This is a genomic window from Pseudomonas sp. FG86 (genome assembly GCF_057808775.1).
In genome coordinates this window covers 12102-30915 of record NZ_JBMDIS010000035.1, presented here as the reverse complement: position 1 = coordinate 30915, position 18814 = coordinate 12102, and the positions used below count along the sequence as shown (strand labels likewise).

13 protein-coding genes and 1 pseudogene are annotated in these 18814 nt (G+C 62.1%); 7 read left to right on the top strand and 7 right to left on the bottom strand.

The genetic code is table 11. The features are described 5' to 3' along the window. Window positions 1-28: 28 nt before the first annotated feature. Together ACODSV_RS20980 and ACODSV_RS20975 are read right to left on the bottom strand one after the other, a co-directional pair. A pseudogene (locus ACODSV_RS20980) lies at window positions 29-135 on the bottom strand (methyl-accepting chemotaxis protein); the annotation flags it as partial. Window positions 136-220: 85 nt separating this feature from the next. Beyond that, a complete protein-coding gene (locus tag ACODSV_RS20975; RefSeq protein ID WP_069075238.1) occupies window positions 221-553 on the bottom strand; it encodes a DUF2790 domain-containing protein in 333 nt (110 codons plus the stop codon). A gap of 225 nt (window positions 554-778) precedes the next feature. On the opposite strand from ACODSV_RS20975, the gene ACODSV_RS20970 reads away from it, so the two are divergent. From ACODSV_RS20970 to ACODSV_RS20960, 3 genes are all read left to right on the top strand, one after another. Further along, window positions 779-2098, top strand: coding sequence for an OprD family porin (locus ACODSV_RS20970; protein ID WP_150055432.1), 1320 nt, complete (start codon window positions 779-781; stop codon window positions 2096-2098). Between the two features lie 339 nt (window positions 2099-2437). Continuing rightward, a complete protein-coding gene (locus ACODSV_RS20965) occupies window positions 2438-3112 on the top strand; it encodes a heavy metal response regulator transcription factor (RefSeq protein WP_024073232.1) in 675 nt (224 codons plus the stop codon). Next, a complete protein-coding gene (locus tag ACODSV_RS20960; RefSeq protein WP_150055433.1) occupies window positions 3109-4512 on the top strand; it encodes a heavy metal sensor histidine kinase in 1404 nt (467 codons plus the stop codon). Before ACODSV_RS20965 ends, ACODSV_RS20960 begins: the two co-directional genes overlap by 4 nt. Window positions 4513-4626: 114 nt before the next feature. Here ACODSV_RS20960 and ACODSV_RS20955 read toward each other — a convergent pair whose 3' ends face one another. The 4 genes from ACODSV_RS20955 to ACODSV_RS20940 all read right to left on the bottom strand — a co-directional run bounded on the left by ACODSV_RS20955 (window position 4627) and on the right by ACODSV_RS20940 (window position 11151). After that, window positions 4627-7770 (bottom strand): CusA/CzcA family heavy metal efflux RND transporter, encoded by a 3144-nt coding sequence (locus ACODSV_RS20955; RefSeq protein ID WP_310168568.1) that lies wholly within the window; start codon window positions 7768-7770, stop codon window positions 4627-4629. Between the two features lie 18 nt (window positions 7771-7788). Then, window positions 7789-8895 carry an efflux RND transporter periplasmic adaptor subunit gene (locus ACODSV_RS20950; protein WP_454843098.1) on the bottom strand — a complete coding sequence of 369 codons (1107 nt, stop codon included), beginning with the start codon at window positions 8893-8895 and terminating at the stop codon, window positions 7789-7791. Between the two features lie 18 nt (window positions 8896-8913). Beyond that, window positions 8914-10137 carry a TolC family protein gene (locus ACODSV_RS20945; RefSeq protein ID WP_150053874.1) on the bottom strand — a complete coding sequence of 408 codons (1224 nt, stop codon included), beginning with the start codon at window positions 10135-10137 and terminating at the stop codon, window positions 8914-8916. Window positions 10138-10245: 108 nt separating this feature from the next. Further along, window positions 10246-11151 carry a cation diffusion facilitator family transporter gene (locus tag ACODSV_RS20940; RefSeq protein ID WP_150053875.1) on the bottom strand — a complete coding sequence of 302 codons (906 nt, stop codon included), beginning with the start codon at window positions 11149-11151 and terminating at the stop codon, window positions 10246-10248. A 216-nt stretch (window positions 11152-11367) separates the two neighbouring features. On the opposite strand from ACODSV_RS20940, the gene ACODSV_RS20935 reads away from it, so the two are divergent. Beyond that, entirely contained in the window at window positions 11368-12738 is a 1371-nt protein-coding gene (locus tag ACODSV_RS20935; protein ID WP_150053876.1) for a GntT/GntP/DsdX family permease, read from the top strand. Between the two features lie 3 nt (window positions 12739-12741). Here ACODSV_RS20935 and ACODSV_RS20930 read toward each other — a convergent pair whose 3' ends face one another. Beyond that, the gene (locus tag ACODSV_RS20930; RefSeq protein WP_150053877.1) at window positions 12742-14031 is read right to left on the bottom strand and encodes an MFS transporter; all 1290 of its coding nucleotides are present in this window, start codon (window positions 14029-14031) and stop codon (window positions 12742-12744) included. Between the two features lie 185 nt (window positions 14032-14216). Here ACODSV_RS20930 and ACODSV_RS20925 point away from each other — a divergent pair, with 185 nt between their 5' ends. The 3 genes from ACODSV_RS20925 (at window position 14217) to ACODSV_RS20915 (ending at window position 18720) form a co-directional block, all read left to right on the top strand. Then, window positions 14217-15635: a short-chain fatty acid transporter gene (locus tag ACODSV_RS20925; RefSeq protein WP_150053878.1), complete on the top strand. Its 1419-nt coding sequence runs from the start codon at window positions 14217-14219 to the stop codon at window positions 15633-15635. A 92-nt stretch (window positions 15636-15727) separates the two neighbouring features. After that, a complete protein-coding gene (locus ACODSV_RS20920) occupies window positions 15728-17428 on the top strand; it encodes an acid phosphatase (RefSeq protein ID WP_102624509.1) in 1701 nt (566 codons plus the stop codon). Window positions 17429-17550: 122 nt separating this feature from the next. After that, window positions 17551-18720: a hypothetical protein gene (locus tag ACODSV_RS20915; RefSeq protein ID WP_150053879.1), complete on the top strand. Its 1170-nt coding sequence runs from the start codon at window positions 17551-17553 to the stop codon at window positions 18718-18720. Window positions 18721-18814 lie beyond the last annotated feature (94 nt).

The window sequence follows — 18814 nt, the reverse complement described above, 5'->3', positions numbered from 1 at the left end:
GAAAAAGCCTACGATACCTCAAGCACAAGCCCTGCGGGTCGGCTCGCGCCGCCTTGATGGCCGCGTTGAGCGCCAGCAGGTTGGTCTGTTCGGCGATGCACTGATGGTCTTGACGATGCTGCCGATCACTTGGGACTGGGCATTCACTGCCCTGCATCGGCGCTGCCGGCGTTTTCTGAAGAGCCGTTCCAGGCTGCGCCCCATTGTTTTTCCAGAGCCATTAACTGCCGTTGTTTCGGCACACGCCCATCACTTGGTATTCCAGGGTATTGAGCTTGCCGTTGGAGTCTTCATAGGTCATCCGCGACGGTACAGCGTTGCACGAGCGGATCGGCGGCGTCACGTTGACCACCTTGGCAATGTCCAACTCCAGGCCATAGCGATACGCCTGCACCTCGGGCGCCGGCTTGCCCTGTTTCGCGGCGTAGGCGGCCATGGCTTGTTCGTTGCGCTCCATCATCAGGGCGAAGGTACGGTCACCGCCGCCTTCGGCCAGCGCACCGAATGACAGAACGGCAGTGAATACACCCAGGGCAGTTTTATAAAAGTTCATCACAGGTTCCTCGACTGAAAGTTCAGTGCCGAGATTAACCAGCGAACCCTGACGCCATGTTCACTGGAACATTACTTATCTGTTAGGTGGCCGCAAGTTTCCAGAATTGTAATGTCCGCGCCACGCAGCCGTTATCTTCGGTTTGCAACTATCAGCCCGGGCCAGATCAATAAGAACGCCCACCTCCATAAGAAGCTGATAACTGCCAACACCGAGGAGCTGAACATGCGTATCCGTTACGTCACACTTCCCCTTTCACTGTGTGCGGCCTTGCCCCTGGCAGCCGTGGCCGTGGAAGACACACCCGAAGGCTTTATCGAAGGCAGCAGCGTGAACGTGCTGGCGCGTAACTTTTACTTCAACCGCGATGATCGCAAGGGCCAGTCCAGCCCCACCGGCAATGGCTATTCCGAAGCCTGGGCCCAGGGCCTGATCGGCAAGTTCGAATCGGGCTTCACCCAAGGCACCGTAGGGTTCGGCCTGGACGCCTTTGCCATGGTCGGCGTAAAGCTCGACTCGGGCACCGGCCGCAGCGGTGGCAAGGGGTCGTTCGGCGTCCTGCCGGTGGACAGCAGCAACCACCCCGAGGACAACTACAGCAAAGTCGGCGGCGCCGCGAAACTGCGCGTGCTGGACACCGTGATCAAGGCCGGTGACGTATTCCCGCTGACCCCGGTGGTGGCCTACGGCGATTCGCGTGTACTGCCCGAGAGTTTTCGCGGTGTGACCTTGCAGAACACCAGCCTCGAAGGCTTGAGCGTGCAAGGTGGGCGCCTGAGTGGCATGAGCCAGCCCAACGAGAGCGGCATGAACAAAGGTTTCGCAACGTTTTATGCCGGCCCAGTCGACTCGCCCTGGATCGGCTATTTCGGCGGCGATTACCAACTCAACAAGCATCTGAGCGTCAGCCTGTACAGCAGCCGCCTGAAAGACGCCTGGGACCAGTACTACGTCGGCAGCGCCGCCAGTTACCCACTCAATGACGACGTCTCGCTGTTTGGCGACGTCAACTATTACAAGGCGGTGGATGAAGGCAAAAAGCTGCTCGGGCAATTCGACAACAACATCTGGAGCGCCCGCCTCGGGGTGAAGGTTGGCGCCCATAGCCTGGCCGTGTCGCACCAGCGCAACAACGGCGATGACGACTTCGATTACCTGCGCCAGTCGGACTCGATCTTCCTCAACAACTCGATCCAGTACAGCGATTTCAACTCGCCCAAGGAGCGCTCGTGGATGGTGCGCTACGACCTGGACATGCAGGCCTTCGGCATTCCCGGCCTGTCATTCATGACCCGTTACGGCAAGGGCACCGACGCCGACTACAGCAACGCCAACGCGGTGTATATGCGCCGCGATGGCGCCGGCAACCCGCTGACCGACCAACGTCGCTGGGAGCGGGATATCGAAGCCAAGTATGTGGTGCAAAGCGGCAATTTGAAGGATCTGTCGCTGCGACTTCGCCAGGCCACCGTGCGCTCAAGTTCGTTTGAATCCGATCTGGAAGAAGTTCGGGTAATTATCGAATATCCCTTGGCGGTGCTCTAAGACACCCGCTTACATTCACTTGCCGATGCCCTACATCTGTTCACAAGTTGAAGTCTGTCAGAACTGTAATATCGGCCTCACCTTCCCGTTAAGTTGCACTTTTTATACTGCGCATCGAACACATCTCATCTCTGCGGCTTTTGTGTAGCTCCTTTGGAACAGAGATGAATTTTTACGCCCCAGCCGGGGCGTTTTTTTTGTGTGCCGGTTCAGTGACGAATCGTCGCACCGGCCTGACGCGGCTTGACCCTAAAGTTACTTCAGGCTTCAGAGTTTTCCTACGCCCATTCAAGCCTCTATGAGGTCATCTCCTTTCGTTTCACTTGAAGGTAAATCCCCATGCGTATCCTTGTGGTTGAGGACGAGCAGAAAACCGCCGACTACCTGCAGCAAGGCTTGACCGAAAGTGGTTATGTCGTCGACTGTGCCGCCAGCGGCATCGATGGTCTGCACCTGGCCAGGCAGAACACCTATGAACTGGTGATCCTCGACGTCAACCTGCCCAACACTGACGGTTGGGAGGTACTGGAACAACTACGCCGCGACGGCAATCAACGCGTGATGATGTTGACCGCGCGTGGCCGGCTGGCCGACAAGATCAAGGGCCTGGACATGGGCGCCGACGATTACCTGGTCAAGCCCTTCGAGTTTCCCGAACTGCTGGCCCGCGTGCGCACCTTGCTACGGCGCAGCGAACATATTCCGTTGCCCGACGTGCTGCGTGTCGCGGACCTGGAACTCGACCCGCGTCGGCATCGCGCCTATCGCGGCAGCCGGCGCATCGACCTGACCACCAAGGAGTTCGCCCTGCTGCACGTGTTGATGCGCCAGGCCGGTGAGGTGATGACCCGCACGCAGATCATTTCCCTGGTCTGGGACATGAATTTCGACTGCGACACCAACGTAGTGGAAGTCTCCATCAGCCGCCTGCGTGGCAAGGTCGATGACCAGAGTGAGGTCAAGCTGATCCATACCATTCGCGGCGTCGGCTATGTGCTGGAGGCGCGCCCATGAGGACCAGCAGCCTGTCGATGCGCCTGGGCCTGACGGTCAGCCTGATGGGCGCCGGCCTGGTCGTGCTGTTGGCGACCCTGGCCTACCTGGCCTTGACCCACGAACTGGAGAAACTTGCGCGCAGGGGCCTGGAAAACAAGCTGGAGCAGCTGGAGCACAGCCTGCGCCAGGGCCTCAACCTCGACGACATCAGCGCCCGCCCCCATTCGCTGCTGGACCTGATCATGGGCCACGACAACATCTACCTGACCATCATGGGCACCGGAGCCGATGCGCCGGTCTTGCTGAGCGTCGGTGCCAAGCCCCAGCAGCCGCTGTTGCTCGACGTACCCGCCGGCAAGGCCCTGGCCTACCTGAACTGGGTGGATGACCGTGGCAACCGTATCCTCAGTGCCACCCGCCTGCTGCCATTGCACAGCGGGGAAAACGTGCGTGTGTTGCTGTCACTGGATCGCTCCGATGACGAGGCGTTGCTCAGTGCCTACCTGCGCTCCACGGTGATCGCCCTGCCGCTGCTGCTGATCCTGATCGGCATGGGCGCCTGGTGGCTGGTGCAACGCGGGCTCGCCCCATTGCAGCAGTTCAGCCGCGTGGCGGCCAAGGTCAGCACCCAGAACCTGACCCATCGCCTGAGCCTGGACAACCTCCCCAAGGAGCTGGGTGAGTTGGCCCAGGGTATCAATTTCATGCTGCATCGCCTGGATGACGGTGTACGGCAGTTGTCGCAGTTCTCCGACGACCTGGCCCACGAACTGCGTGCGCCGTTGACCAACCTGATGGGCAAGGCCCAGGTCACGTTGTCCCGCGACCGCCCCTTGGAGGAGTACAAGGCCGGGCTGGAATCCTGCACCGAGGAAATGGCGCGCCTGTCGCGCATCGTCTCCGACATGCTGTTTCTCGCCCAGGTCAGCCACCCAGCGGCGCGGGCCGGGTTTAGCCCGGTCTCGTTGGGCGAGGAAGCGCAACGGGTGATGGAGCTGTTCGCCCTGAGTGCCGAAGACAAGCACCTGACCCTCAACCTGCGCGGCGACGCCTGGGTCATGGGTGATCGCCTGATGATTCAGCGAGCCATTTCCAATTTGCTGTCCAATGCCATTCGCCATACGCCCGAAGGCTCCAGCGTGTTGCTGCTGGTGGAGACCTACGACCAGAGCGTGTCGTTGTCGGTGGGCAACCCGGGGCGCGGCATCGAAGCGCACCACTTGCCGCACCTGTTCGAACGCTTCTACCGCGCCGACAGCAGCCGTACCCGCGCCGAAGGTGGCACCGGGCTGGGGCTGGCCATTGTGCAGTCGATCATGCACCTGCATCAGGGGCACGCCGACGTCAGCAGCCAGCCCGGGCGCTTCACGCGGTTCAACCTGGTGTTTCCCCAGCACCTGAAAACAGCGCAGGTCTAGAGTGGGAGGGGGCTTGCCCCGATAACAGTGTGTCAGCTGACACCTGTATCAACTGACCCACCGCCATCGGGGGCAAGCCCCCTCCCACATGGTTTTGCGGTGCTTTTAAAGAAGTCAGGCAACCTCCTCTTCACGGCGATGTGCCCACTGGTACAACGCCGGCAACACCAGCAAGGTCAGCAACGTAGAGGAGATAATCCCGCCGATCACCACCGTCGCCAACGGTCGCTGCACCTCGGCGCCGGTGCCAGTGGCCAGGGCCATGGGGATAAACCCGAGGGACGCCACCAGCGCCGTCATCAAGACCGGGCGTAGGCGGGTCAACGCGCCCTCATTGATCGCCATTGACAACGAACGTCCTTCCTCACGCAGGTTGCGGATAAACGCGATCATTACCAGGCCGTTGAGCACCGCCACCCCGGACAACGCGATAAACCCCACCCCCGCCGAGATCGACAGTGGAATATCCCGCAACCACAGGGCCATGATCCCACCGGTCAATGCGAACGGAATTCCGGTAAACACCAACAACCCGTCCTTAAGGTTGTTGAACATCATGAACAACAAGCCGAACACCAACAGCAACGCCACCGGCACCACGATGCGCAAGCGCTCGGAGGCTTCCTTCAACTGCTCGAACTGGCCGCCCCAGGTGGTCCAGTAGCCCGCCGGCACTTTGACCTGGGCGCTGATGGCCGCCTCGGCCTCGTCCACGAACGAGCCGATATCCCGCCCACGCACGTTGGCGCTGACGATCACCAGGCGCTTGCCGTTCTCGCGGCTGATCTGGTTGGGGCCGAGCACCAGGTCCAGGCTGGCGACCTGGGACAAGGCAATAAAGCCCAATTGCGCGGACGCGCTACCCGCCAACGCAGGCACCGGGATCAGCAACCGCGACAAGCCGTCGATATCGGTGCGCAGCGCATCGGACAAACGCACGACCATGTCGAAACGACGGTCACCTTCGTACAGCGTGCCCGCCTGGCGCCCACCGACGGCGACCGCAATGGTGTCCTGCACATCCCCGACGTTCAGGCCAAAACGTGCGGCTTTGTCGCGGTCGATATTGATGGTCAGCACGGGCAGGCCGGAGGTTTGCTCCACCTTCACCTCCGAGGCGCCGCCAAGCCTTTGCAAGGTCTCGGCGATTTCCCCGGCGGTGGCGTTGAGCACCGCCATATCATCGCCAAAAACCTTCACCGCCACGTCGCTGCGCACCCCCGAAATCAACTCGTTGAAGCGCAGTTGAATCGGTTGCGACAACTCGTACGCACTGCCTGGCACGATTGCACTGGCGCGCTGGATATCGGCGATCAGGGCATCCCGCGACTTCTTCGGATCAGGCCACTGATCCTTGGGCTTGAGCATTACGTAACTGTCGGAAATATTCGGTGGCATCGGGTCCGAGGCAATCTCGGCAGTGCCGGTGCGGGCAAACACCCGCTCGATTTCCGGCACCTGGGCCATCAAGGTTTTTTCCAACTGCTGCTGCATCTGCACCGATTGCGTCAGGCTGGTACCGGGCACGCGCAGGGCCTGTTGGGCGAAGTCGCCCTCGCTGAGGCTGGGGATAAATTCACTGCCCATGCGGCTGGCCACCACCCCTGATGCAACGATGGTCAACACCGCCAGGCCGAACACCAGTGGCCGGTGTGCCATCACCCAATCGAGCACCGGCGCATAGGCGCGGCGCGCACTGCGCATCACCAGGTTTTCTTCCTCCTTGACCTTGCCGGTGACGAACAACGCAATCGCCGCCGGCACGAAGGTCACCGACAGAATCATCGCGCCAAGCAGGGCGATCACCACGGTGAAGGCCATGGGATGGAACATCTTCCCGGCGACACCGGTGAGGGCGAAGATCGGCAGGTACACCACCATGATAATCAGTTGCCCGAAAATCAGGGCGCGCCGGGCTTCCTTGGCCGCGGCGAAGACTTCGTGCAGGCGCTCGCTGCGCGTCAACAGGCGGCCGTGCCGTTGCTGGGCATGGGCGAGGCGGCGGATGGCGTTCTCGACGATCACCACTGCACCGTCGACGATAATGCCGAAGTCCAGCGCGCCGAGGCTCATCAGGTTGGCGCTGACTTTGTTGGTGAACATCCCGGTAAAGGTGAACAGCATCGCCAGGGGAATCACCATCGCGGTAATCAACGCCGCGCGGATATTGCCGAGGAACAGGAACAGCACCGCGACCACCAGCAGCGCGCCTTCGAAGAGGTTTTTCTTCACGGTGGCGATGGCTTTTTCGACCAGGTTGGTGCGGTCGTAGACCGTGACGGCCACCACGCCTTCGGGCAGCGAACGGTTGATTTGCTCCAGCCTCGACGCCACCGCCTGGGACACTGTGCGGCTGTTTTCGCCGATCAGCATGAACACCGTGCCCAACACCACCTCACGGCCGTTTTCCGTGGCGGCGCCGGTACGCAGCTCACGGCCGATCTCAACCTGGGCCACATTGCGCACGCGAATCGGCGTGCCATCGGCCGTGGTGATCACGATGTTGGCGATGTCATCAATGGACGCGACTTGCCCCGGTGCGCGGATCAGCAACTGTTCGCCACTGCGCTCGATATAGCCGGCGCCGACGTTGGCATTGTTGCGCTCCAGCGCCGTGACCAGATCACTCAAGGTCAGGTTGTAGGCGGCCAGACGCTTGGGGTCGGGGGCAATCTGGTACTCCTTGGCGAAGCCGCCGATTGTGTTGATCTCGGCCACGCCGGGCACGTTGCGCAGTTGCGGCTTGATAATCCAGTCCTGGATCACCCGAAGGTCGGTCGGGGTGTAGGGCGTGCCGTCGTCCTTGCGTGCGCCCTCTTCGGCTTCCACGGTCCACAGGAAAATCTCCCCGAGCCCGGTGGAAATCGGCCCCATCGCCGTTTCGATGCCGGTGGGCAACTGCTCACGGGCCACTTGCAGACGCTCATTGACCAGTTGGCGAGCGAAGAACAGGTCGGTGCCGTCCTTGAAGATCACCGTTACCTGGGACAACCCGGAGCGCGACAGCGAACGGGTCTGCTGCAAGCCGGGCAAACCGGCCATGGCGGTTTCGATGGGAAAGGTGATGCGCTGCTCGGTTTCCAGCGGCGAAAAACCCGCGGCCGCGGAGTTGATCTGCACTTGCACATTGGTGATGTCGGGCACCGCGTCGATGGGCAGTTTCTGATAGCTGGCGATGCCGACACCGGCCATCAACAGCACCGCCAGCAGCACGATGATGCGCTGCTCGATGGCGAATTGGATAAGGCGCTCAAACATGAGAAATCACTCGCAGGATCAATGGGCGTGTTCGGCCGAGCCTTTGCCCAGTTCGGACTTGAGGATGAAGCTGCCGACGGTGGCCACTTGCGCCCCGGCGTCGAGGCCCTGGCGTACCTCGACGTAGCCGTTTTCGCTGATACCCAGTTCCAGATGGCGGGTGACGAAACCGTCTGCGGTGCGCACAAACACCGAGGGCTTGTCCTCGACGGTCTGGATCGCGGCTTGCGGTACGGTGACCTTGGCCGGGTAGGTATCCGTGGCAACTTGCACGGTCACAAACAGCCCAGGGCGCCAGGCATCATCGGGGTTGGGCACGCTCACGCGTACGGTGGCGGTGCGTGTCTGTTCACCCAGCAGGTTGCCCACGTAGGCCACGGTGCCGAGTACTTCGGTGCCCATTTCCGTGGAGCTGACCTTCACCGGCTTGCCGACGCGCACCTTGTTCAAGTCCTTGGGAAACACGCCGAACGTGACCCACACCTGGGACAGGTCCGAGAGGGTGAAGGCGTTGCTGGTCTCGCTGACCACCTCACCGACGCCAAGGTGTTTTTCCACTACCACGCCCGCAAAAGGCGCGCGCAGCTCATAACGATTGCCGCCCACCAGCACGGCGCTGCCGCTGAGAGCAGTCATCTTCTGTCGCGCGTTATTCAGGGCAATTTCGGCTTCTTGCAGGGTCTGGCGCGCCAGCAGGTAATCTTGCTCGGCGGAGATTTTGTCCTGCCACAGTTGGCGTTCGCGCTGGAAGGTGGTGCGCGCCAGTTCGACCCGGCGCTCGCTGGCCGCCAGCTCGCTGCGCTGATCGGAAATCTGTTGGCTGGCGATCACCGCCAGCAACTCGCCCTTCTTCACCGCCTGGCCAAGGTTGACCTTCACCGCCTCCACCACGCCGGCCGCGCGGGGCACGATATGCGAGGTGCGGTCTTCGTCGAAACGCACCTCCCCCGGCAATGACAACAGCGTGCTGATCGGCCGGGGTTGGGCCTGGGCCAGTTGAATACCAGCGGCTTCGATTTGCTGCGCGGTGAGCACCAACGTGCCCTCTTCCTCCTCGGCGTTTGCAACGCTGGACAGCATCAGGCCAAGGACGACAGCAAGCGCCGCGCCGTGTGTTTTGTTCATAGCAGACTCCAGGAAAAATCAGAACCGGGCGAGGTCGCCGTAAATCCGTTCGATACGTACCCAGGCCTCGGTGGCCTGGGCGGTCGCCGTGAGGTATTGGGTGCGCGCGGCGATCAAGGTGCGCTGGGCGTCGAGCACGTCGAGGAAGTTGAACTTGCCCATCTCGAAGCCGCGGGTGGCAGCGTCCACCGCGCTCTGGGCGGCGGGCAGGATCTGCTGGTTGAACGCGCGCACTTCGGTATTAGCGGTTTGCCACTGGTCCAGGGCCTGGCGGGTTTCGGTGCGCAGGCGCAGTTCGGCGGCGTTGCGCTGGTCACGGGCCTGGTCGGCGCGGCGCGTGGCGGCGAGCACGTTGCCCTGGTTGCGGTTGAACAACGGGATCGGCATTGACACCCCCACCAGGTTCACCCGCTCGCGCGCGCTGGCGTCGTATTGGCTGCCGATGGACACATCAAGGTCGGGAATACGCTGGGCTTTTTCCAGGCCAATGCTGGCTTCGCCCTGCAGGATCTGCAGTTCGGCCAGGCGCAGTTCGGCGGTCTGTTCAAGGCGCGCCAGCAAGTGCGCGGCGGACGGTAGTGGCGGTGTGGCAGGGCCTTGGGTGGCGACGGCCTGGAAGTCGGTCGCCGCACTGCCGGTGCTGGCGGCGAGGCGGCGATAGGCGTCAGTCAGGCCCATCTGCGCGCGGTTGAATTCAAGGCGGATCTCCGACAACTGCACCTGGGCGCGAGTGGCCTCCACCGGCGACGATTTGCCGGCAGTGACGCGACCGTTGGCGACCACCAGGCCGCGTTCGGCCAAGGCCAGCGAGCGTTGCGCCAGGTCGAGGCGTTCCTGGGCGCGCAGGGCGCCGTAGTAACCCTCGATGACATCGGCGCGCAACCCATTGCGGCGCTGTTCCAGGCTCAGCGCGGCGGCGTCCTGGGCGCGGGTGGCCACATCGATGCGCGCACCGCGCTTACCGCCCAGCTCCAGGGTCTGGCTGAGTTTGACGCTGGTGGTGCGGGTACTGCGGCGGGTGTCCTCGGCATCCCAGGATGCCACGGGGTTGGGGATCAGGCCGGCTTGTTGGCGAGCGCCCTCGGCAATCCCGATTTCCCAGCGCGCAGCGGCCAGGTCCGGGTTGTTGGCGAAGGCCGTTTGCAGCGCGGAGTCGAGGGTCAGGGTCTGTGCACCGACCCCTTGCGCTGTCGCCAGAAACAGGACGAGCGAGCACAGTAATGTTCTTGCACCAGTTGGCATAACGAAAGTTCCAGGCCCATGAATGGCGGATAAATCCAAGCCGGGGCACTGTAGCGTTCGGTACTTATCAGGGCGGTGGGCAGAACATTACAAATCCGTTAGCCAGGATCAGGCATGCACCTCGTCATGTTCGTCATGCTCAAAGCCGTCGCCTTCGACCTGAACCGTCGCATGGGAAATATCAAATTGCTTATGCAGCAATTCCGTCACCTGGGTGAGGATGTGTTGTTCCGTGCCGGACGCCGAATCCGCCACCAGGTGCGTGCTCAGCACGTTCTTGCCACTGGTGAGCGCCCAGATATGCAGGTCGTGCACGTCCTTGACCCCAGGCACACTGCGAATAGCCTGCTCCACCTGATCAATATCGATACCGTCCGGCACGCCCTGCAGCAGCACGTTCATGCTCTCCTTGAGTAACATCCAGGTGCGGGGCAACACCCAGAAACCAATCGCGGCCGCGACCAGCGAGTCGACCCAGCCCCAACCGGTAAACAGAATCACCACCGCCGCGATGATCACGCCAATGGAGCCGAGCATGTCGCTCCAGACTTCGAGGTAGGCGCCCTTCACATTCAGGCTTTCGCCGCTGGCGGCGCTGAGCAGGCGCATGGCGATCAGGTTGACGATCAACCCCAGCACGGCAATCACCAGCATGCCGGTGGACTGGATCTCGGCGGGTTCACGCAGGCGTTGATACGCCTCGTAGAGGATGTAGAACGCAACGGCGAATAACAGCAACGCGTTGAACGCTGCCGCGAGAATTTCGAAACGCGCATAGCCGAACGTGCGCTTGCGGTCGGCGGCGCGCTTGGCCACTTGGATCGCCACCAGGGAAATGCCCAGGGCCAGGGCGTCGGTCATCATGTGTGCGGCATCGGATAACAGCGCCAGGCTGCCGGTGATAAACGCGCCGATGACCTCGGCAATCATGAAGCTGCCGGTCAAGCCGAGGGCGATCCATAACAACCGTTCGTGACCGGCGCGTACCTGGGCGTGGCTATGTCCTGCGCTCATGGAAAATCCTCTTGAGACGGGTGCGGCGGATCATAGCGCTATAGGCCAACGTCACCGCTACAGGTTGCAAAATTGTCATCCGCGCGCCAGCAGCGCGTCATCCTTGGTGCACCAAAAGTGCACTTGAACGCTCTGGAACAGTTGTATCAGGTATGCTTTTCGAGCAGGAAACAAAAAGAAACATATTTCTCAACCTGTTCGATAAGGAGTCCCGTCTTGGTGTTATCGACTGCTGCGTGGATGGTTCACGACACCCGCCTCATGTTTTGCGTCCTGTTGGCCATCGCCAGCATCATCGTGCTGATCAGCGCAACCAAGTTGCCGCCGTTCCTGTCGATTCTGATTGGAACCTTTATCGCGGGTGTCGGCGCCGGGTTGCCGCCCGAAGAAGTTGCCAAAGCCTTCAGTAAAGGCGCCGGGGCAATCCTCGGTGAAGCCGGCATCATCATCGCACTGGGCTCGATGCTCGGCGCGTTGATGGCCGAATCCGGCGCGGCCGACCGCATCGCCACCACCTTGCTCGGATTGGGCAAGGGCAAGTCATTGCCGTGGGTAATGGCGCTGGTGGCCATGGTGATCGGCCTACCGCTGTTCTTCGAAGTGGGCCTGGTGATGATGGTGCCGATCATCTTCGTGATGGCCAAACGTTCGAACCAGCCGCTGCTGAAAATCGCCATCCCGGCGCTGGCGGGCATGACCACCCTGCACGCCCTGATGCCACCGCACCCGGGGCCGCTGATCGCGGTGGGCGCGTTGCACGCCGACCTGGGCCTGACCATGTTGCTGGGCTTCTGCCTGGCGGTGCCGGCGGTGATCCTGGCTGGGCCGCTGTATGGCAACTGGTTGTCCAAGCGCCTGCACGTGGATGAACCGGCCGACATCGGCGCGCTGTTCAGCGCACCGCCCAAGGCCCCGCGCCAGCCGAGCTTTGGCGTGTCGTTGCTGATCATTTTGTTGCCGGTGATTCTGATGCTCGGCAGCACCCTGGCCAAAGTCGCGCTGCCGGCCGACAGCACGCTCAGCTTGACCTTGAAGTTCCTCGGTGAACCGCTGATTGCCCTTGGCCTGGCGGTCATCGCCGCCGTCGTTTGCCTGGGCTGGGCCGCCGGCATGCCACGCGCCGATGTTGGCAACACCCTGCGCAAGGCCCTCGCGCCTATTGCCGTGCTGCTGCTGACCATCGGTGCCGGCGGCGGCCTCAAGCAAACCTTGCTCGACGCTGGCGTCAGCCAGACCATCAGCAAGGTCGCCGAAGGCGCGCACATGCCGTATCTGTTGCTGGCCTGGCTGATCGCCGTGGCCCTGCGCCAGGCCACCGGTTCAGCCACGGTGGCAACCACCACCACCGCCGGCATCCTCGCACCGATGATGGCTGGGCTGGCGGCGACGCAAAGCTCATTGGTGGCCCTGGCCATCGGCGCCGGCTCGGTGTTCTTCTGCCACGTCAACGACGCCGGGTTCTGGATGGTCCGTGAGTACTTTGGCTTGCAGTTGAAGCAGACGATTTGGGTGTGGTCGGTGTTGCAGACCATTGTGTCAGTCGTCGGTTTGGTCGGTACGCTGCTGCTGTGGCACTTCTTGACCTGACGCTCAGGCAGTCAAGGTGTGGCGCTTGCCAAACAGCGCCACACTCCCAACCCCCACCGCGCCCATCACCACGCAATACCCCACGCAAATCCAGGGGCTGGTGGGCATCAACGCGATCAACATCAGCGGCGTGGTGCTCGCCCACACTGCATAGGCGATGTTGTAGGTGAAGGAAATCCCCGATACTCGCACCTGCGCCGGAAACAGGCCGACCATCACCGACGGTACCGCGCCCACAACACCGCAACTCAAGCCCGCCAGCGCGTACGCGGCGCCGAGCCAGACACCACCGCTGATCAGGCTGGCGTACAGCACGAAAATACCCACCGGCAGCAGCAGACTGTAGACCAGCACCGCGCGCCAGGCGCCGATGCGGTCCACCAACAGGCCGGCGAGCACGCAGCCGATGTTCAGGAACACGATGCCCAGGGCGCTCAAGGCGAAGGTGTGGCTGGGCGTCATGCCGAACGTTTTCTGCATCATGGTCGGGGTGATGACCACCAGGACCACCACCGCGGAAGTGAGCACGCAGGTGAGGATCATCGCCGGCAGCAAGACGGCGCGATGGTCGCGCAATACGGTGCGCAGCGGCAGTTCGGCAGCGGCTTGGCGGCGAGCCTGCATTTCCAGGAACACCGGGGTTTCGCTGAGCCAGCGGCGCAGCCAGACGCCGATCACGCCGAATACGCCGCCGAGCAGGAAGGGGAAACGCCAGGCGTAGTCGAGGATTTCAGCCGGGGTGAAGACCTGCGCCAGCAACGTGGCAGTCAGCGCACCAAGCAGGTAGCCGAAGGTCAGCCCGGCTTGCAGGAAGCCCAACGCGTAACCACGGTGATGACGTGGTGCATGTTCGGCGACGAAGGTCCAGGCGCTGGGGACTTCGCCGCCCACCGCTGCGCCTTGCAATACGCGCAGTACCAGCAGGATCAGCGGTGCGAAATAACCGATTTGCGCGTAGGTTGGCATGATCCCGATAAGCAGGCAGGGCAATGCCATCATCAGGATGCTCAGGCTGAACACGCGCTTGCGCCCCAGATGGTCGGCGAAGTGCGCCATCAGGATGCCGCCCAGCGGCCGCGCCAGGTACCCGGTGACGAAGATGCCAAAGCTTTGCAGCAGGCGCAGCCACTCGGGCATTTCGGGCGGGAAGAACAGTTGGCTGAGGGTCAGCGCGAAAAACACGAAGATAATGAAGTCGTAGATTTCCAAGGCTCCGCCCAGGGCGGCCAGGCCCAGGGTTTTGTAGTCGGAGCGAGAAAAACGCTGCGCCTGTAGAACAGAGGTGGCAGTCATGTTGAGGCTCGGCAGGCAAACAAAATGGCGTGCAGGTTATGAGCTGAGCCGGTTGATGGCAATCGCGGCGGATATATTTGTTTTCCTCATGGATCGATGAAGATAACTGCATTCCCATATCAATGGCCGTAGCGGAACATGCCGTAAAACTGCCAAAACCATAATAAATACAAGAGGAATGACTCGTGGCCAATGCTATCGAAGAAAGCCGCTATGCCCGATTTGCCCTGCGTTGTTCAAACTTCGCCGAGCACTGGTTCCCTGACTCCTGGGTGTTTGCCGCGCTCGCCGTGATCATTGTGGCTGTGGCGACCCTGGGCATGGGCGCCGCCCCCGCCGAAGCCGCAAAAGCCTTTGGAGATGGCTTCTGGAGCCTTATCCCGTTCACCATGCAGATGGCCTTTGTGGTGATCGGCGGTTATGTCGTGGCCAGTTCGCCGCCGGCGGTGAAGTTGATTGATCGCCTGGCACGCCTCCCCAAGAACGGTCGCTCGGCCGTGGCGTGGGTGGCGCTGATCTCCATGGTTGCCTCCTTGCTCAACTGGGGCTTGTCCCTGGTGTTCGGGGGGTTGCTGGTGCGCGCACTGGCCCGTCGTACGGATTTACGCATGGACTACCGCGCGGCTGGCGCGGCGGCCTACCTGGGCCTCGGTGCAGTATGGGCGCTGGGGCTGTCGTCGTCGGCCGCGCAATTGCAGGCCAACCCGGCCAGTCTGCCGCCGTCGATCCTGTCGATCACCGGGGTGATCCCGTTCACTGACACGATCTTCCTGTGGCAATCGGGCGTGCTGTTGCTGGCGCTGATCGTGGTGTCGCTGATCATCGCCTACGCCACCGCCCCCGGTCCGAACAGCGCACGTGACGCCAAGGCCTGCGGCGTCGACCCGGCCTTCAACCTGCCCAAACCGCAAGCCCCGACCCGCCCTGGCGAATGGCTGGAACATAGCCCGTTGCTGACCATCCTGCTGGCGCTGCTGGCAGCCGGCTGGCTGTTCCATGAGTTCTCGACCAAGCCGGCGATCAGCGCCATCTCGGGGCTGAACACCTATAACTTCCTGTTCATCATGGTCGGGGCGCTGCTGCACTGGCGCCCGCGCAGCTTCCTCGATGCAGTGGCCCGCGCCGTGCCGACAACCACCGGCGTGCTGATCCAGTTCCCGCTGTACGGCTCGATCGCCGCGCTGATGACCGTGGTCAAGGGCGGCGACGGCCAGACCCTGGCGCACCACATCTCGACGTTCTTCACCTCCATCGCCTCCCACGATACGTACGCGCTGTTGATGGGCGTGTACTCGGCGGTGCTGGGGTTCTTTATCCCGTCGGGCGGCGGCAAGTGGATCATCGAAGCGCCTTACGTGATGCAAGTGGCCAATGACCTGCAATACCACCTGGGCTGGGCGGTGCAGATCTACAACGCCGCCGAAGCACTGCCGAACCTGATCAACCCGTTCTATATGCTGCCGTTGCTGGGGGTGCTGGGGTTGAAGGCGCGGGATTTGATCGGGTTTTCATTTGTGCAGTTGCTGGTGCACACGCCGCTGGTGTTGTTTTTGTTGTGGGCGTTGGGGACGACGTTGAAGTATTTGCCGCCGGTGATGCCATAACCGCATAACAGAGCTGTCTTCGTTCCGTCACATTGCATTGCTACCGTCCTGCGAAATATCTTGCAACATCTCGCCAGCAAGGACTCCCCGCAATGAGTGACGATCACGAAGACCGCCCTGCCCCCGACTCCATCGCCCAACCGCCGGTAGATACCAGCCGTCGGCGCTTCCTGGGGGGCGCGGCGGTGCTGGGGGTTGGCGCGACCTTGAGTGCCTGCGGCAATGGCAGCGAAGCACCGGGCAAGCCAGTGGCACGCCCGCTCACACCCCAGGAGCTGGACAAGGCGTTGCACGACCAGGTGAAGACCGTGGTAGTGATCTATGCCGAGAACCGCAGCTTCAACAATCTGTTTGCGGACTTCCCCGGCGTTGAGAAACCGCTGTCGGCGCTTTCTGCCGCCGACACGCAGCAACGCGACCGCGACGGCAGCTTATTGACCACCCTGCCCCCCGTCTGGGGCGGTGTGTTGCAGGTCGGCCCGCAAAGCGTGGATGGGGTGACCTACCCCAGCGAAGTGCAATTCCAGGAAAACCTGCCCAACGCCCCGTTCGCCCTCAAGGGCCCGAACGCCGAAGACCTGCCCTTGAGCCTGGTCACCCGCGACTTGTGGCACGTGTTCTATCAGAACCAGATGCAGATCAACGGCGGCAAGAACGATGGTTTCGTTGCCTGGGCCGACTCCGGTGGCCTGGTGATGGGGCATTACGCCCAGAGCCGTTATTCCCTACGCTTGTGGGACGTGGCCAAGGAGTTCGTGCTCTGCGATAACTTCTTCCAGGGTGCCTTCGGCGGTTCGTTCCTCAACCACCAGTACCTGATCAGCGCCACCGCGCCGTTTTATCCGAATGCCGCGCAGTCGGTGGCCAAGGCGCAGATCGCCACGCTGCAAAGCGATGACCCGACTGACCCGCGCCTCAAACCCCTGGATAAATCCCCGGCCAGCGCCATGACCGGCCCGCCGCAGTTCGGCCCCAGTGCGCTGACCCCTGACGGTTACGGCGTGAACACCCTGGCCCCGCCCTACTGGCCGACCTGGATTCGCGACCCGGAAAACCCGGACTACGCCAAAGCCGACCTGCCCAACGTGCTGGTGCCGCAAACCCACGAACACATCGGCGACAAGCTATCGAAAAAGAACGTCGACTGGGCCTGGTACGCCGGGGCCTGGCAGGCGACGCTGGACCAATTCAAGGACTCGGGCGGCATTCCGAAGATCCCGAATTTCCAGTATCACCACCAGCCGTTCAACTACTTCAAGCAGCAAGGGCCCGAAAACCGTGCGGAGCGTGACAAGCGCCTGCGCGACGCGGGCTTGGGCGACGAATCCAGCACCAACAAGTTCTTCGCCGACGCCGAGGCGGGCAAGCTCCCCGCCGTGACCTTCTACAAACCCCAGGGCAACCTCAATATGCACGCGGGTTATGCCGACGTGGCCTCCGGCGACCGCCATATCGTGCGTGCCCTGAAGGTGCTGCAGGAGAGCCCGCAGTGGAAAAACATGGTGGTGGTGGTCACTGTCGATGAAAACGGTGGCTGGTGGGACCACGTGGCACCGCCCAAGGGCGACCGCTGGGGCCCTGGTACGCGAGTGCCGGCGCTGGTGGTGTCACCTTTTGCGCGCAAAGGCACGGTGGACCATACGGTGTACGACACGGCGTCGATCCTGCGCCTGATTACCCGAGTCTTCCAGCTGGAGACCTTGGACGGCCTCAAGCAGCGGGATGACGCGATGATTGCCCGCGGCCAGAAACCCATGGGCGATTTGAGCAATGCCTTGCAGTTCAGCGTGTAGGACGGCTTATCCAATAACGACACACCCGACGATTTAGGACGCGGTTTTCCCGGTCAGCCGCTACTGTGTGGAGGTGGGCTTTCATCCCGCGCAGACGGGCTTTCGCTGACAAGGAATCAAGTATGTTCAAATCGACCAGGCTGTCCTTCGCCCTGGCCGCACTGATGGCCAGTGCGGTGGTACAGGCCGACATCGAAGTACCCCTGGGTAGCCCGCAACGGGTGACCCAGTTGTTCGCTTACCCCAATAACTGCAACGTGATCTGCTTTCGTCCATGGACGCTGGAGCAGACCGTCGAGCATTACCTGAACCAAAGCCTGCAACGCGACGGCTACAGTCGGGCCAAGGTCAGTGTCAAAACCCATGAGGGCCAGGTCGTCGCGACCTTCAGTGGCGTACCCGACAGCTACGGGCACCCGCTGACGGCACTGCTCGACACCGCCGACCTGGCCTACCGGGGCGCCAGCAAACTCAACGTCGACGGCAAGTGGGCCTACAACTGGTACCTGTTCCTGCCGTTGGGCATGGCCCTGGAAAACCGCAAGAGCATTGAGCTGCTGCACTTCCCCCCGGATTACTCACTGACCCAGGCCCAGGATTACCTGGAATCGGCCACCACCGACCGCTGGGCCACCTTGCTCACCGACAATGGCATACCGGCCACCGAAACCCCGGCGTACCAGACCATCATCGACATCGCGCCCATCGCCGCACCGTCCAACGCCGGCAAGGACTTGGAGAGCGTCTACGGTTACTTCACCGACTACCAGACCCGCATGGTCAAGGAACTGAGCGTGCGGCCCAGCGGCTCATTGCCAATGGTCGCGTTCGGCGCGCCGGTGCGCAGCTGGATCAAGCAACAATACGGGCAAACCGTGGGGGTGCTGGGCCTGGCGCAAATCAGCCCGGAAGCGGGTAAAACCGTGTCGGTCCTGGGCGCCAACCATCCCAGCTACATCTGGTATGCGGCCAGCCCCGACACCTATGACGGCGACGAGCAGAAGGCTGACGAAGCAGGCTTGAAAGTGATGGGCCAGGACCTGAGTGCCGCCTGCTGGCAAGCCGGGATGGGGCAAAAACCGGCGAGCGATCCGAATGTGCTACTCAAGGCATGCATGAACACCTGGCAGGTCACGCGCAAAGAACAGACCTGTGAATTGTTCTATACCTCGGTGCGCAACCTGAGCCCTGAACAGGCGAATGCCAAATGCGCCACGCCCGCGATCAAGTCACAGCTCAAACAGCTTAAAAACGCCGCGCCCACCCCGACGATCAGCATTCCAGCGCTCTAGAGCGCAAAAAAAACGATTTCTACTGTCAACTCTGACAGTAGAAATCGGTTCAATCTTGAGCGAGTCTTGAGCCGGGCCATCCGCTGCAAGACTG